At 45.5% G+C, this 13,907-nt stretch carries 15 protein-coding genes and 2 pseudogenes; 7 read left to right on the top strand and 10 right to left on the bottom strand.

All coding sequences use genetic code 11. The features are described 5' to 3' along the window. Window positions 1-156 precede the first annotated feature (156 nt). Window positions 157-1,425: an IS701 family transposase gene (locus N4J56_RS34295; RefSeq protein WP_317104593.1), complete on the top strand. Its 1,269-nt coding sequence runs from the start codon at window positions 157-159 to the stop codon at window positions 1,423-1,425. A gap of 6 nt (window positions 1,426-1,431) precedes the next feature. Here the strand turns inward: N4J56_RS34295 and N4J56_RS34290 are convergent, their stop codons facing one another. Next, on the bottom strand, window positions 1,432-1,866 hold the full coding sequence (locus N4J56_RS34290) for an NERD domain-containing protein (RefSeq protein ID WP_317111190.1): 435 nt from the start codon (window positions 1,864-1,866) through the stop codon (window positions 1,432-1,434). On the opposite strand from N4J56_RS34290, the gene N4J56_RS34285 reads away from it, so the two are divergent. Continuing rightward, the gene (locus N4J56_RS34285) at window positions 1,856-2,281 is read left to right on the top strand and encodes a transposase domain-containing protein (RefSeq protein WP_410500712.1); all 426 of its coding nucleotides are present in this window, start codon (window positions 1,856-1,858) and stop codon (window positions 2,279-2,281) included. The genes N4J56_RS34290 and N4J56_RS34285 overlap by 11 nt on opposite strands. Window positions 2,282-2,316: 35 nt before the next feature. Further along, window positions 2,317-3,558, top strand: a complete 1,242-nt coding sequence (locus tag N4J56_RS34280) for an IS701 family transposase (protein ID WP_317104652.1) — start codon at window positions 2,317-2,319, stop codon at window positions 3,556-3,558. Window positions 3,559-3,759: 201 nt separating this feature from the next. Here the strand turns inward: N4J56_RS34280 and N4J56_RS34275 are convergent, their stop codons facing one another. Next, on the bottom strand, window positions 3,760-4,599 hold the full coding sequence (locus N4J56_RS34275) for a hypothetical protein (RefSeq protein WP_317111188.1): 840 nt from the start codon (window positions 4,597-4,599) through the stop codon (window positions 3,760-3,762). Between the two features lie 82 nt (window positions 4,600-4,681). Here N4J56_RS34275 and N4J56_RS34270 point away from each other — a divergent pair, with 82 nt between their 5' ends. The 3 genes and pseudogenes from N4J56_RS34270 to N4J56_RS41535 all read left to right on the top strand — a co-directional run. After that, window positions 4,682-5,797, top strand: a complete 1,116-nt coding sequence (locus tag N4J56_RS34270) for a carboxylate-amine ligase (protein ID WP_317111187.1) — start codon at window positions 4,682-4,684, stop codon at window positions 5,795-5,797. Between the two features lie 99 nt (window positions 5,798-5,896). Then, window positions 5,897-6,511 (top strand): hypothetical protein, encoded by a 615-nt coding sequence (locus tag N4J56_RS34265; RefSeq protein ID WP_317111186.1) that lies wholly within the window; start codon window positions 5,897-5,899, stop codon window positions 6,509-6,511. Between the two features lie 376 nt (window positions 6,512-6,887). Beyond that, window positions 6,888-7,482: pseudogene (locus N4J56_RS41535) on the top strand (IS5 family transposase); the annotation flags it as partial. Window positions 7,483-7,490: 8 nt separating this feature from the next. Here N4J56_RS41535 and N4J56_RS41530 read toward each other — a convergent pair. The 5 genes from N4J56_RS41530 to N4J56_RS34235 form a co-directional block, all read right to left on the bottom strand. Then, on the bottom strand, window positions 7,491-7,613 hold the full coding sequence (locus tag N4J56_RS41530) for an IS1 family transposase (protein ID WP_410500731.1): 123 nt from the start codon (window positions 7,611-7,613) through the stop codon (window positions 7,491-7,493). A gap of 11 nt (window positions 7,614-7,624) precedes the next feature. After that, entirely contained in the window at window positions 7,625-7,828 is a 204-nt protein-coding gene (locus N4J56_RS34245; protein WP_317111184.1) for an IS1 family transposase, read from the bottom strand. Next, complete coding sequence (locus N4J56_RS41525) at window positions 7,819-8,151, bottom strand: IS1-like element transposase (protein ID WP_410500711.1); 333 nt, start codon at window positions 8,149-8,151, stop codon at window positions 7,819-7,821. Before N4J56_RS41525 ends, N4J56_RS34245 begins: the two co-directional genes overlap by 10 nt. Before the next feature lie 291 nt (window positions 8,152-8,442). Next, window positions 8,443-8,997, bottom strand: coding sequence for a hemerythrin HHE cation-binding protein (locus N4J56_RS34240; RefSeq protein WP_317111182.1), 555 nt, complete (start codon window positions 8,995-8,997; stop codon window positions 8,443-8,445). 231 nt (window positions 8,998-9,228) lie between these two features. After that, the gene (locus tag N4J56_RS34235) at window positions 9,229-9,486 is read right to left on the bottom strand and encodes a hypothetical protein (protein ID WP_317111180.1); all 258 of its coding nucleotides are present in this window, start codon (window positions 9,484-9,486) and stop codon (window positions 9,229-9,231) included. Window positions 9,487-9,842: 356 nt separating this feature from the next. Here N4J56_RS34235 and N4J56_RS34230 point away from each other — a divergent pair, with 356 nt between their 5' ends. After that, window positions 9,843-10,160: a transposase gene (locus N4J56_RS34230; RefSeq protein WP_317111179.1), complete on the top strand. Its 318-nt coding sequence runs from the start codon at window positions 9,843-9,845 to the stop codon at window positions 10,158-10,160. Between the two features lie 293 nt (window positions 10,161-10,453). On the opposite strand, the gene N4J56_RS34225 is transcribed toward N4J56_RS34230, so the two are convergent. The 3 genes and pseudogenes from N4J56_RS34225 to N4J56_RS41520 form a co-directional block, all read right to left on the bottom strand. Next, window positions 10,454-11,176: a DUF4198 domain-containing protein gene (locus N4J56_RS34225; protein WP_317111177.1), complete on the bottom strand. Its 723-nt coding sequence runs from the start codon at window positions 11,174-11,176 to the stop codon at window positions 10,454-10,456. 497 nt (window positions 11,177-11,673) lie between these two features. After that, the gene (locus N4J56_RS34220) at window positions 11,674-12,303 is read right to left on the bottom strand and encodes a hypothetical protein (protein ID WP_317111176.1); all 630 of its coding nucleotides are present in this window, start codon (window positions 12,301-12,303) and stop codon (window positions 11,674-11,676) included. A gap of 624 nt (window positions 12,304-12,927) precedes the next feature. Next, window positions 12,928-13,841 (bottom strand): annotated as a pseudogene (locus N4J56_RS41520) (SDR family oxidoreductase). Window positions 13,842-13,907: the final 66 nt, after the last annotated feature.

The raw sequence follows: 13,907 nt of genomic DNA, 5'->3' as shown, positions 1-13,907 counted from the left end.
GAGCGAGCAGAAGTTCTATACAATACCCTAACGATTCATCGCCTATCTAACCATCCCAGAAGTCTTAATGGGACTTTGTAAGAAAGATGGAGCAAATTGAGCTAGAATGCGGGTAGGAGTTGCGTTTTACGTCAGTCTCGACAGGAGCAACGTAAGGTGAAAGATCAAGTACCAGCAGCGATGCCGCAGTGCTTTGAGAACTGGTGTCGTCGGTTTGATGATGTATTTTCGCGTCAGAAGCAGCGGCAGGAATTTCGTGTTTATCTAGGGGGACTGCTGGGTGAGAGTCAGCGCAAAAACCTGAGCCAACTGGTCACAAATACAGTAGATGGCTCCTACAACAGCCTCAGACATTTTCTCAACAATGCCCCTTGGGATGAAGTCAAGCTAAATAATCGGCGGTTGGAGGTGATGCACCAGTGTCGCCAGACGACCCCGAGTCAAGGTTTCACATTGATTGTAGATGATTCGGGACATCGCAAAAGTGGTGCGGCTACTGATGGGGTAGGACGGCAGTACATTGGGGAGATTGGCAAGACTGACAATGGTATTGTGCTGCTGACTACCTACTTGTATGATGGAGTGCGACGTCTGCCGTTAGATGTTGCACTCTATCAACACGCAAGTTTATTCGAGCAAGGCAAGGCAGACCCCAACTTCCAGAAAAAACCTGACCTGGCTCTAGACTTGGTTGACCAATGCTTGAAGCGCGGTTATCGACCGGGTGTGACTGTAATTGATGCAGGCTACGGTAATAACACGCCTTTTCTCAAGCAGTTGGAGTCGAGAAACCTAACTTACGTGGCAGCAATCGCCAAAAACCGCCAAGTTACTGCTCAAACATCAGGTGATGAGTCTGCTCGTAAGCAGGGATTAGAAGCTATTGCTCAAACCTTGGCAGTGGAGCAGTTCACACCTGTGCAACTCAATCTGGAGCAGCCCCGGACAGTTTGGGTGGCGCTGTTACCAGTTCACGTTCCGAAGCTCGAAGGCACTCGCTGGCTGGCGATTCAACTCAATGCCTCTAGTTTCGAGCAAGCGACGGAGGTGGATTACTTTCTCACCAATGCCTCTGACAACCAAGTCAGTGCGGCTTGGGTAGCTCAAACATATTCTGCTCGCAACTGGGTGGAGGTCTTCTATCGAGAAGCCAAGGGCTGGTTGGGTTTGAGTGAGTATCAAGTTCGGGATGCTCTGAGTATGAAGCGTCATTGGGTTTTAGTGTTCATCGCTTACACCTTCATCCTTTGGCATCAGTTGACCGGCGGATTCCGCAGACGTTGGGCAACCAAACCCTTACAAACCTTTGCCGAAGCATTGGAGGCATTCCGCACCGCAGTCGAGTTTCGTTTGGTCCGCTGGCTTAATGAGCATGTTGATGTATTTGCCTCTCACAGAGCTAAGTTCGGCTATATTTGGGCTTAGAAAGTTTTAAAGTCCCATTATCAAAGATTCGTGCTTTACAACATATACTCCTTCAATCAAGTTATCTACAGTCCCAATATCAAGCTCCGCATTCGTAAAGCAAATCATAGGAATAACATATCTAATACCTTTGATTTTCTGAATTTCAGCAGCTTGTTCTCTTACTGCTTTGAGCAAGTCTTTGTTCTGGAAGCTGAAAACTCGCTGTCCGTAACGCTGCATTAATCTAGTGCCATTAAAAAATACCGTTTTGCCATGACTTTTGGTATCGATAGTAAAACAATTGCCATTCGGGGAACGGACGAAGGCATCGACATCACCCCAGTTGAGAACAGGTATGTTGTATTCCACCTGCCAGCCCTGCAATACTTCTTGTTTAAGCCTGAAATCGGGTAAACTGAGTGTTCCCCCTGAAAAGCCGTTGGAGCCAATGCAGCTCAAAGAATTTTCCTTCATCTGTCCAGTCATTGAATCAGCCGTCGTCTTGAAAGCGATAGAAACGGTTACCTCTCCTGATGCGATAGCTCAAACTCTTGGCAATACAGATAGTGTTGAGGAGCGTAAGCGTAAACTGCCATCGCAACTAGTGGTGTGTTTAATAATTGCGATGAGTTTATGGTCGTCAGATTCAATGGGAACTGTACTCAAAAACCTGGTCAATGGTTTGAGTAGACAGTGGACAAAACTGGGGCAGTATTGGAAAGTACCGAATAGCTTATCAATTAGTGCAGCCCGACAGCGAGTTGGATGTAGGGTAATGAGTCAGCTATTTGAGCGAGTCGTGCGACCATTAGCCACAGAGGAAACACCCGGAGCCTTTTTAGGGGAACTGCGAGTATATTACAGTTATAGATAAGCTAAACTAGATTTGTAAGGAAATACAGTTTAGCAATGCTTGATACATCCAACGTGTTTTTAACAGGTGTTGCATTAGAAGCGCTCTCCCAATGGAGCAGTAGATTGAAAGCGTTTCAGCAAAAACTGGGAAAGCACTTCGCTCGTTCTGAAGCACGTCTTGCAGCGTATGACTATATCCAGGCACTACTAAGCCCAGTTGAGCGGAAGAATGGATGGCAAATGGCAGAACAGGTAGGGTATAGCAATCCCTATCGCTTCCAACATTTACTAGGACGGGCGCAGTGGAACGCGGACGCAGTGTGTGCAGAAATTAGAAAGTATGCAGTGGAGCATTTGAAGAGTGAAACAGATATTTTGGCAATTGATGAAACAGGTTTTCTGAAGCAAGGAGAGCAGTCAGTAGGCGTACAGGTGCAGTATTATGGCACAACTGGACATTTGGAGAATTGCCAGGTAGGTGTGTTCATGTCCTACATTAGCGACAAAGGACATACGTTGATCGATCGCCGTTTGTATCTACCGCGCACATGGAGTGAAGATCAAAGCAAACGTAAGAAGGGAGCAGTTCCAAAATCAATCACATTTGCGACTAAACCTCAACTAGCACAACAGATGTTGGAATCAGCTTTTAAAGACGGAATACGTCCCGCCTGGTTTGTTGCTGATGAGGTTTATGGCAACGATGGTTCATTGTGGTGGTGGCTGGAAAAGACTGCTAAACAACCGTATATACTCACGGTCAGCAAGAAGCAGCCTGTAGTTATTGGCTGGCAACGTTATCAAGCCCAAGAACTGTTACCTCAGCCGGACAGCCAGCTGTGGCAACGTCTTAGCTGTGGAGCTGGCAGTAAGGGAGAAAGATACTATGACTGGGCGAAAGTGCCAGTTAATTGTGACAGATCAGATGGTTTTCAACGTTGGTTATTGTTCCGCCGCTCTCTAGAACACCCTGAAGATCCTCGCGTCAGCTACTATCAAGTATTTGCTAAGAGCGATACTACCCTAGAAACGATGGTTCAAATCGCCGGGCAAAGGTGGCGGATTGAGGAGTGCTTTAAATTTGCTAAAGACCAGCTAGGTTTAGGAGAGTACGAAGTTCGTTCCTGGCATGGTTGGCATCGACACATCACCCTCGTCCTGGCTGCTCAAATATTTCTCACCGTCTTACGACACTCTTGTGAGCCTGCTATTCACTCCTCTACCCCCCCTTTACCTCTAGTAACAACTGGCAGTCTAACTGCGTTCAAAGCGGCACGAGGTTTATTGTCCGACTAAGTATCTGGGAGATGAAGCGGTGGGTATCTCGATTCTTGTTTCCCACATTCTGGTGTCTTGAACACGTTTTGCGTTGGTCTTATTGGCGCAGATCTCATCAAGCTACTGCTCGTTACTACCATTACCAAAAGCGAATTCATTCTTCTATTTATCTACAACTGTAATACAAGCCGAGCTTGGAGCTGAGGGTACTGTCAAGTTTTAGAGAATTTGAATGCGCGTACCAACTTCTGGGCGACCAAACTTCTCCCAAGCATTGCCACCACGTAAAAATAGTTCCATCCAACTGGTGGGTTGACCTTGTACAATCCAACCGCTGCTACCTGGCGCAAATGCTAACTTTCCTGGTTCGACAGCAAAGCTACCATCACTGGCAATCGCCTCTTGTTCCAGCTCGCCAATCCGGATGCGAACCGTATTTCCCTCGCTGGCCTTGATGCTCTGGGATAAAATGGTAGTTTTCAAGTTGCCATAGCCATCGATGTAAGCAATGCAGTTGGACGGCACCTGGGGTAGATCGCTAGGAAGAATTTCCTCAGTTAGAGCATCCGGTTGACCGAGTGCAATCGCTGCTGCTGCTTGCGGAAAAAGATCGCGAGAACGAAACTGGGAACCAGAGGCACTCACCGCCGCCCAACGTATCTCGGCAGCCGCATCGCGCACGAAAGAGAAGGCATAACCAGCATTAACGCCGATAACGCGCACCCCTGTAGGTAGTCGTGCGAAAGCCAGACGTTCGCCAGCATTGCCCGCACGCGAGCGTGAGTCATCTTCGCGGGGCGCAACGTTGTGATAGATAATGGTTCCGGCAGGGGCATCGTTCAAGCCTAATTGTGCAAGACAAAATCCAGCTGCAAGTGTGGCAAAAGCGGGAACGGGCGTGAGAATTGGTTCAGCATCCGGTAGATAAAACTTAACGCGCTGCACGACTTCAGCAAAGGCGAGATCGCCAAAGCCATAATCAGCGATGATATGAACCAGCATATAGCTTTCTCCCAGCTCTTCAACGACTTGCCACACCTTGAGTGCAATTCGCTGCACTTAAAGTGCGATCGCCACTACAATATCAAAAATAGCTCCCATAACGCACCAGTATTCGCATTGATGCGAGGAGACATATTGTATGTCACCCCAGGCAGAAGACTTCACCATCGGTGTCGAAGAGGAATATCAAATTATCGCTCCTACGACACGCAAGCTTTGTTCGCGGGTGCAGCAAATTTTACCGATAGCACACAAAGCGCTGGGCGAACAAGTGCAACCTGAAGCCCAGATGTCGCAGATAGAAATCGGTACTCCCGTCTGTCGAACTCTCGATGACGTGCGTGCAGAAATTGTTCGTTCGCGGCGCGAAGTCATTGCTGCTGCTGCCAAAGACGGTAACAAAATCGCTGCGGCTGGGACGCACCCGTTCTCGTCATGGCAAGAACAGGAGATTACGCCCAAAGAACGTTATCAAGCGCTGATGCGAGATTATCAACAACTGACTCGCGAGCTAATGATCTGTGGCTGTCACGTACACGTTGGCATCAGCGATCGTCAAATGGCAATCGGGGTAATCAACCGCGCGCGAGTGTGGCTTTCCCCACTGCTGGCGCTCTCCGCTTCCTCGCCCTTCTGGTTGGGGACGGATACGGGATATGCCAGCTATCGTACTGAAATTTGGAGCAGATGGCCGCTCTCAGGTCCGCCATTAATTTTTGATTCACTAGCCCAATACCAAGCGCTTGTAGAAGCCTTGATTGCAACAAAAAGTGTAGAGGAGGCAACGAAGATTTACTGGGATGTACGCTTGTCAGAGCGTTTCCCGACAGTAGAGTTTCGCGTCACCGATGTTTGCATGACGGTAGACGAAGCGGTGATGATTGCAGGGCTGACGCGGGCATTGGCACGGACTTGTTACGAGCGGGCGAGCAAGGGCGAACCGTTTGCAGCTGTGCGCCACGAACTCGTGCGTGCTGCGGTTTGGCGTGCTGCACGTTATGGCTTGGATACAGAACTGATCGACCTTGACGCTGGACGTGCCATCCCAGCAGCCAAGCTAGTGGAAAAGTTTCTAGCTTTTGTGCGCCCATCACTAGAAGAGTATAGAGACTGGGATGAGATTTCATCACTCGTGCAGCAAACAATGCAGCACGGAAACGGCGCCACACGGCAGCGTGAAGCTTACAAGCGTGCGGGGCACTTAGAGGATGTTGTCGATCTGATTGTTGCCGAAACTACTAAGGGAATAGGGTAGTAGCATACAACAATCGCTTTGGGCTGCCAGCAAGCTCTCAACTGCTCTCAAACAGCGTCGAGGCAAAGATAACCAAATAGATCACTTCTGCTCTCAATCATGTCGCAGCTGTTTAGACTACATAACTTTGACATTCACAAGCTCGTTCACGAACTCGTAGCCATTGGTGCAGCATCTGTTCCTTTGCTAAGTGAGGATTTCCGGCTAGCACTATTGCTTGAGGCGGCAAGCTACTCCTATATTCCAGAAGCTGAGATCGTTGGGAAGGGGAATCAAACAGTCAGGCAACAGATGAGTTCGTTCGCAGATTTTCCTCGCTTCACGCTATATCGCCAACTTAGAAGTGCCTTTCAAAATCTTTTAGACGAGCATCTAACTGCTGTTACATCCTATCCCTTTGCTACCAAACTGAATTTCAATACTATGGTGCTGCAAAAGTATGAATTAGGTTCGCTTGGTATTACTCCACATCGCGATCGCTCGAGCTACATCAACTTAGCGTGTATCTTTACGATTGGCGGTCAAGGGAAGTTTTATCTATGCGACGACCGATGTGGCAGTAATGCTCAAGCAATTGATAGCCATCCTGGCAGCGTTCTCTTCCTGAGAGCGCCAGGATTTATGAATTCTCCTCAACGACCGTTTCATTACGTTAATGAGATCCAGAGCGTTAGATATACCTATGGTTTAAGACAAACTGCAACGGCTTGTTAGCGTTCTCAACGGTATTGTCAACTTGACAGAGGGTAGTTGGGGTAAGATGATGAGATGAGTACAAATCCTTATCGTCGCTACCGCTTTCCGGCCGAAATCATCAGTTACTGTGTCTGGCTCTACTACACCTTTCCATTAAGCTACCGGGACATAGAGAAAATGATGCTGTACCGTGGGATTGAGGTAACATACGAGTCGATTTGGGAAGGAAGCGTAATAAATTATTGTGTTTTGTAGTACGCCGTCGAACACCTAAGGCTTAATGAGAATAAGCGACGAAAAAGTGGGAGATTAAACTATATAATTCTCAATAAACTAGTCGCTTGTGAAGGTCATGTTTCAATGTAGTACAAAACATAATAATTTATTACGCTTCCATTCAACGGTTTATTATTACTTTCGGCGTTGGCAAAAACGAGGAATTTGGCAGCAGATAAATCTTGCCTTACGTGAACAAGTACGGATGAAGCTGGGCAAATCTCATCAAGCTACTGCTGCAATTGTGGATAGCCAGTCCGTAAAAACGACGGAAAAAAGGGGAAGTATCCGGCTTTGATGGCAGCAAGCTAGTTAAAGGTCGCAAACGCCATGTCGTAGTAGATCCTCAAGGACTACTAATGGGTGTAGTAATCACCGAAGCTAATGCTTCAGAACGATTAGGAGCAATAGTGGCATTGCTAGAAGAGTGCTATAACTCTAAGTCTTTAGAGCTAATTTGGGCAGATAGTGGCTACAGTGGAGAGAATTTTGCACAAGCTGTAATGGTAGTCTGCGGTGCAGAAGTAGAAATAGTTAAGCGGATTACAGATGGGTTTGAAGTTTTGCCCAGAAGATGGGTAGTTGAACGAACTTTTGGCTGGCTAGGACGCTATCGACGACTAAGTAAGGATTATGAACTCCTACCGGAAATAAGTGAATCTATGGTCTACGCTGCTATGGTACGGCTGATGCTGAGACGACTAGCTGCTTGATTTTTACTTTATAAATCAGCTCTCAGGTGCTTTTGTTCAATCCTCTGAGTCTTGCACTTACTTATCTGGTGCAGCTCTGCTGGTAAATGCCGTTGATAAGCTCCCCAACCGTCCGTACAATAGCGCTTAATTCCAAATGGCTCTAGTAGTTTTTGAGTTGTAGAAACACTTCATCTTTTCGGCGACCAAACACATAAGCTAAGACTTTTCCACTGTCGCGGTCAATTGCATGCCATAACCACCTCGGGTTGCTCTTTTTGCCTACGTAGCTCCACATTTCGTCTAGCTCAGACTCTTCGATGCCAGCTTCTTGGGACTCTTCAACTCGGATAATCTCTACTTCCACGCTCTCAGGTTTTGCCGCTGTAATAGTTTCTGATTCACTTGCTCGAGGCGAATAAGTTTTTTTAATTCCTGGATTACTGTTGTAGGACTGATACGCAATACTCTGGCTATATCTCTGACTCCACTCCCATTTAGCGCCATCTCGACAATTTGCTGCTTGACTTCTCGATTCCTTCCTGAGTAAGTCTGGGTTAGAACAAAAGTGCGGTAGGGACAATCTGTGTTTTGGCAGCAATAACGTTGTTTACCTACTGGTGAGCGGCCGTATTTCGTGACTTCTGTGCTGTGGCAATGAGGACATTCAATTGCTACCAAGACAGTCATAGGGTTTAACCAAACTTTTTACTCATTATACCAACCAACCGATCTATAACATTACCAACAAGTCGAATCTGCTTATCGTCTACTTTGCAACGATTGGCATCCCGACTTCAATCCTAACAACCACGACGCTACGGCAATTATACAAGCAGTTACTAATGAGAGTGCAGTATGGTGAACACTTTTGTCCAAGTGCCATTTCTTGTGAGTCAGCTTCCGGAAAGCGTTTCAAGGAGTTAATGGATGTTAACCATACCCCGCTCCCAGTAGTAAATAGCTTTATGTCGATCGTTGCTAGCTTACGGCGCTGCCTAAAGCTCCCTTGAGAGCAGCAATGCCTTGTTCAATGCTACCCCACAGACCCATATCAGGTTCTTTACCAGCTAGCTCTCGCGTTCCCACAAAGTAAAGAACTCCTTTAAGAATCTCTTGGTGAGCGCGGTTTTCAAAGTTGACTCGGTTCAGCGGCTCCACCATATCTTGAAGTTCATCGTCCAAGGACTGAGCAACCTTATGTATAACTAGCCCGGTCATTGTCTGCTGATGCTTTAACAACTCAAGCTGTAAGTACTTGTCATACAGGGTTAGCTCGGAGCCACCCATCATTTGCCTTACCTTCTGTGCATGTTGTTGAGTAATGTCGCGAGGTTCTACAACGTTGCCGGATCTAGAAATGACTGCTTTGATAGTGCTGAGATTTTCGCGATCACTCTTAATCATTCCTTCGAGCCGCTCACAAATTGTCTTGTCGTCTGTCTGCGCGATTAAATTTTGTTCGCTTTCCAACAAAATATTCTGAAAAAGCTCTAGATCGGCCAGCTTCGTTGCTAGATTTGTCGCATTAGTCATTGTCGTTAACTCCAGACTACAGGTTTTAGCGATTGTGGCAATCAAACTCACTTTTTCTATGCTTTCGTGAGGTTTGAGTTAGTCCCTCCTTCTTCAGAAAGATTTATGCTAGGTTTACCATAGCAGGTCATCAAGGTAGTGTTGTCTCTATGATGAGTTGTAAGCACCAGTAGAATCCTTCACTAGAATTCAAGAAAATTCCTACTGTAAATTTTCCGGCGATCAGGCTGGCTAAGCGGGGAACCACAATTGCTGCCATCGCCCATTAAGTTCAGCCACCTTAAGTAGACATAGGGCTTTACTACCTTTGGTTGACCAACTCATTCCTCGATGTTTCTGGCGAGAGCCAACGGTTAAATTAACTCCCTTTTCTACCTGTCCACTTCCAATAGTTTTCCCAGCTCGACTACAGCGATTGTAGTCAATAATCTCCGCTTGATGTTTTGACAAATATCCAATTAACTCCTGCCACTTCTCCTGATTTTTCACAACAACAGAGTTTCTTAAATACTCTAAAGCTATAGCTGTCTTATTCTGCCATAAGTGAGAGAACAGAAACTTAAGATGCCGTGACTTATCAACTTTATTAATCGCCATCATTGACATCAATGCAGCTTCTTACAAAGATGATACCAATCTAAGATGGAAGCGTAATAAATTATTGTGTTTTGTAATATGCCATTGAAAATCTAAAGCTTAATGAGAATGAACAACGAGAAAATAGGAAATTGAGGCATATAATTTTCAATAAACTAGTTACTTGTGAACGATGTGTTTCAATGTAGTACAAAGCATAATGATTTATTACGCTCCCAAAACCGACTGCCAATCATCCTCATTTTGATTTGCATCAATATTTATATAAGATTGCTAGTGTTGACTTTACTCTAATTGATGGTCTGGATGCTTTAGCTGTACAAACTATATTGTCGGAAGTTGGATTAGACCCAACGCGCTTTAGGAATGTTAAGCAATTTTGCTCTTGGTTAGGTTTATGCCCAGGTCAACAAATTACAGGTGGTAAAGTCAAAAGCTCCCGAACACGGAAAGTTGTTAATCGCGCCGCCAATGCTTTTCGGATAGCTGCTTTTTCTCTAACACAAAGTCGTTTGTTAAATGTCAAGTGTTTTGCGTGTCGCGACAGATTATTGTCGGGTAGTTGACGCGAAAAGGAAGTTCAGATCGAAACGACAAGTTCAGATGGGAGCGTAACAAATTAAAGTGATTTGTAGTATAGGTTTTCAAGGATTTAAATTATTGAGAATACCTGATGAAGAAATAAGCTTTTCTGAGGTAAACTTCTCAACAAAAAGGCTTTAAACTAGAAAAATACTACAGGTGTGACAAAAACACCATAATCTGTTGCGCTCCCTTATCCCTCATCCGTGCTCTTACTCTGCTCTAGTTAATGCTTTTTTCCAAAGTGGGATGCTCCCGTTGTGTACTCCTTCAAGAATTATTTATGAATTGCCAGCGAAGCGGCGTAAGCAACTTCATCCGTAGCTGGATCGTCTTTAGAAGGAACTCTGTACTCTGCCTCAACAATTTGTACTTCCTTCTGTGTAAGAGTAATTGTGGCAATACCGCGATTACTTATCGGTACTTCTTTACCCTCATATTCTACAGTTACATCTGATACTGGTTTGCCTTCAAATAATACTTGCACGGGCAACGAACCACCTGCACCAACGCCAAATGGATCTCGTAAAGGTACAATTTCCATTTTCATTCCGAATGGTTTGGTTGCTAAACCTGTTGGTTGGAAGAAAGACTTGGTGTATTTGTAGGTATGGGTAATTTGAGTTGCTTCATTGTTTACTTTTAAAGCATCTGGTCGAAAAACATTTGTGTATGTGTCGTTATCGGAGACAATAAAGTAACCGTTATTACTTATGGCAGTAATAACAGCAATGTCGCTCGTAGAAACTAGGGTAACATATTCATACTCTCTTTTGATTTCCAACGGTTGAGGAAATCCGGAGCTATTATAAGCTGTAGCTTCTTGAAACTTAATTGAATCGTAGGGTTCGGGCTTATCTTCTTCTGGATGTCCGTATACAACTTTGTACTCTTCTTGATTTTCGCCCTTAACTACCCAAATTACGTGGGCCAAAACTGGCTGATTAATTAATGGCAAAATTGTCAGAGCTAACATTAATCTACTTAGTTGTTTCCTCACGATTGCTTCCTCATGTAGTAATTTATAAATTACTGTTTTTTACTGTTGAAACACATAAATGGTTGCACAAGTATCGAGCAGTAAAATCAGTAATTAAGTACTTGGACTAAAATAAACAGCAAGCTGTCGATGTGGAGAACCTTATGCCTAATACACAACTGGCATGTTTAACGGTCTACTATTTATTTATGTTGTCCTCCTTTAGTAGATACTTTCAGTTTTATTTAGTAAATACAATACCCTATTTAGGCATCTGAGAGAAAGTTTTTTATTAAAATAAGTTAAATTTTGGTTGGAAGATTTCGTAGGTAGTGCTTCAAACAAGCGTGGCGGCGTAACAAATTAAAGTGATTTGTAGTATAGGTTTTCAAGGATTTAAATTATTGAGAATACCTGATGAAGAAATAAGCTTTTTTGAGGTAAATTTCTCAACAAAAAGGCTTTAAACTAGAAAAATACTACAGGTGTGACAAAAACACCATAATCTGTTGCGCTGCCTATACCGCATCGGCTTTTCTGCCATCAGGTAAGGTCTCACCCGTGAATACTATGCTGTAGCGGTGAAAGTCTGCCTCAAGAAACCGCACTCGACTGTCAGCGCCTTTGTATTTCAGTTTCGCTGTGATTAAAGCGCCTACGTTCTGTCGTAATGCCTTCTTGATGTGGTTAGTGGCGGTTCCTGATTCTGGAAGTCCCAGTTCTCTGCAAATATCCTTTAAGGTTCCAAGACGAATAATTTTTGGGAGTGGTCTTCCTACTTCCTCTATCCGCCAGTTAATGATCAAAGTGTCGAGCTTGTATGCCAATTGTCGTGGCTCACCATAGCGGGCGTTGTATGAAACCTCCCAGCGTAGATCAAGCTCACCATCTTCCTTTGTCTGTCGAATTTGGATATCGACATTTCCGGTCTTCGCAAGATTATGAATCGGGAACCGTGACAGCACTGTTTCCGTGCGAATGGCATTGAGTGGTAAAAGTTCACATCCCTGTTCTTGGCTCACGGGCTTCTTGCCTTTCAAAGGATTTTCAAAAACAACAACAACAAATTTTCCGGCGCGCGCCTCTTGTTGTTGTTGTCTTAAAAAATCATATAAAGTCCATAAGTCGTCAAGGCAAAAAACGAGCATTCTTAACACTTTGAATCATTTTTCGTCTCCTCAAAGTGCCCGCTTCGTCTCCTCAAAGTGCCCGTTGCAAAATCGAAGGTTTTTAGGACTTACTAACCAAAGCAGAGATTGGTTAACATAAGAGATGTAGCTAAGTCTGGAGTAGGCAATGAAACTCAAAGACGCTCGCCATAGGAAGCGTAATAAATTATTATGTTTTGTACTACATTGAAACATGACCTTCACAAGCGACTAGTTTATTGAGAATTATATAGTTCAATCTCCCACTTTTTCGTCGCTTATTCTCATTAAGCCTTAGGTGTTCGACGGCGTACTACAAAACACAATAATTTATTACGCTTCCTTTTGGTATTACCAGATCAGAAGGCGATTGGAAACGCTCACCAGGCGTTTGATGAAAACAGTAATTTGCAGGATGAGGCACAACAGTCAGCTATTATGCAGCTAGGTAGCAAACTCGCAGCAGTCACTGCCAAATTTAATCTCCTCATATAAGCTGTAAAGCAATAATGACCCGCTTCACGACCGAGGCTCAACCAGATTGACGAGCGATCGCACCTAGATTCCGTGCCGCGATCGCAGTTTGTAGCATTTTTCTAGTAAGCGCAAAGGTAACGGACGACGCTAACGATATCCAGTTGCATTAGCGGGTTTACCAACATCTGCAACCTCACGAATGTAGCGCCAAGCATCAGGCTGCGAGCCATCCAGGTCTGTAAAGCCGTAGACCTTCGCCACTTGACCGCTCGATAGCGACTGACCGTTCCAGCGAGCCACGTCCGGATCTTGGGCAAGACTCGCAACGGCACGACCGATATAGCGAGGGGTTTCCGAGATAACGAAGTGAGGTTCTTTAGCTGTTGCATCCTGCCAGTTGGCTTCGCTCACGCCAAAATGCTCCAACATGATTTCCGATCGCAACCAATCTGGAGTCAGTGCCACAGCCGTGCATTGATGGGGTTGCAGCTCTTGCGCCAGTGCCCAAGCCATGCGGATGACCGATGTTTTTGCCAGATCGTAAAATAGCGACAGTCGATAGTTTCTGTCGTTGTATTCTGCCGTGCCATCCGTAATCTCGACAACCAGTCCGCCTGGATTTTTGATTAACAGCGGTAGTGCAAAGTGGCTGGTGATGATATGCGTGTCGATTGCCAGTCTTGCATCCGCAGCCCTGCCTCCAAGGAATGCTGCCACACAGGTACGTTCCACTCGGCGAGAAACTCGGCTCCCCAGATATCGTTGACCAAAATATCCAACCGCCCTTGCTCGCTGGCAATGCGTCCCACCAGAGCTTGAACCTGTGTTGGATCGAGATGATCGACTCGAACCGCGATCCCCTGACCGCCCGCTCGATCCACTAGGTCTGCTGTCTCTTCTATGGTCTCAGGACGGTTATATTCGGAGCGGTGATCGCGAGTGGTTCGACCTGTGACGTAAACAGTTGCACCAGCCGCACCGAGTTCGGCAGCGATGCCACGACCCGCACCGCGTGTTGCTCCAGCGACTAGGGCGACTTTACCTTGAAGCATTCGATCCATTATCTAAAACTGTCTCTAGTGCTATCTTCATAGTAAAGTAAGCCATGTTGTTCCCTATGTCCCACA

Source organism: Chroococcidiopsis sp. SAG 2025 (assembly GCF_032860985.1).
Taxonomy (GTDB): domain Bacteria; phylum Cyanobacteriota; class Cyanobacteriia; order Cyanobacteriales; family Chroococcidiopsidaceae; genus Chroococcidiopsis.
The sequence above is the reverse complement of the archived record's forward strand: the minus strand, read 5'-3'. Positions and strand labels throughout refer to the sequence as shown.

What these genes read in the sequence shown, in the direction of transcription:
- N4J56_RS34285 (WP_410500712.1), top strand. Translation starts at nt 1,856, where the DNA reads ATGCAGCTCAAAGAATTTTCCTTCATCTGTCCAGTCATTGAATCAGCC.
- N4J56_RS34280 (WP_317104652.1), top strand. Translation starts at nt 2,317, where the DNA reads ATGCTTGATACATCCAACGTGTTTTTAACAGGTGTTGCATTAGAAGCG.
- N4J56_RS34270 (WP_317111187.1), top strand. Translation starts at nt 4,682, where the DNA reads ATGTCACCCCAGGCAGAAGACTTCACCATCGGTGTCGAAGAGGAATAT.
- N4J56_RS34265 (WP_317111186.1), top strand. Translation starts at nt 5,897, where the DNA reads ATGTCGCAGCTGTTTAGACTACATAACTTTGACATTCACAAGCTCGTT.
- N4J56_RS41525 (WP_410500711.1), bottom strand. Translation starts at nt 8,151, where the DNA reads ATGACTGTCTTGGTAGCAATTGAATGTCCTCATTGCCACAGCACAGAA.
- N4J56_RS34240 (WP_317111182.1), bottom strand. Translation starts at nt 8,997, where the DNA reads ATGACTAATGCGACAAATCTAGCAACGAAGCTGGCCGATCTAGAGCTT.
- N4J56_RS34220 (WP_317111176.1), bottom strand. Translation starts at nt 12,303, where the DNA reads ATGCTCGTTTTTTGCCTTGACGACTTATGGACTTTATATGATTTTTTA.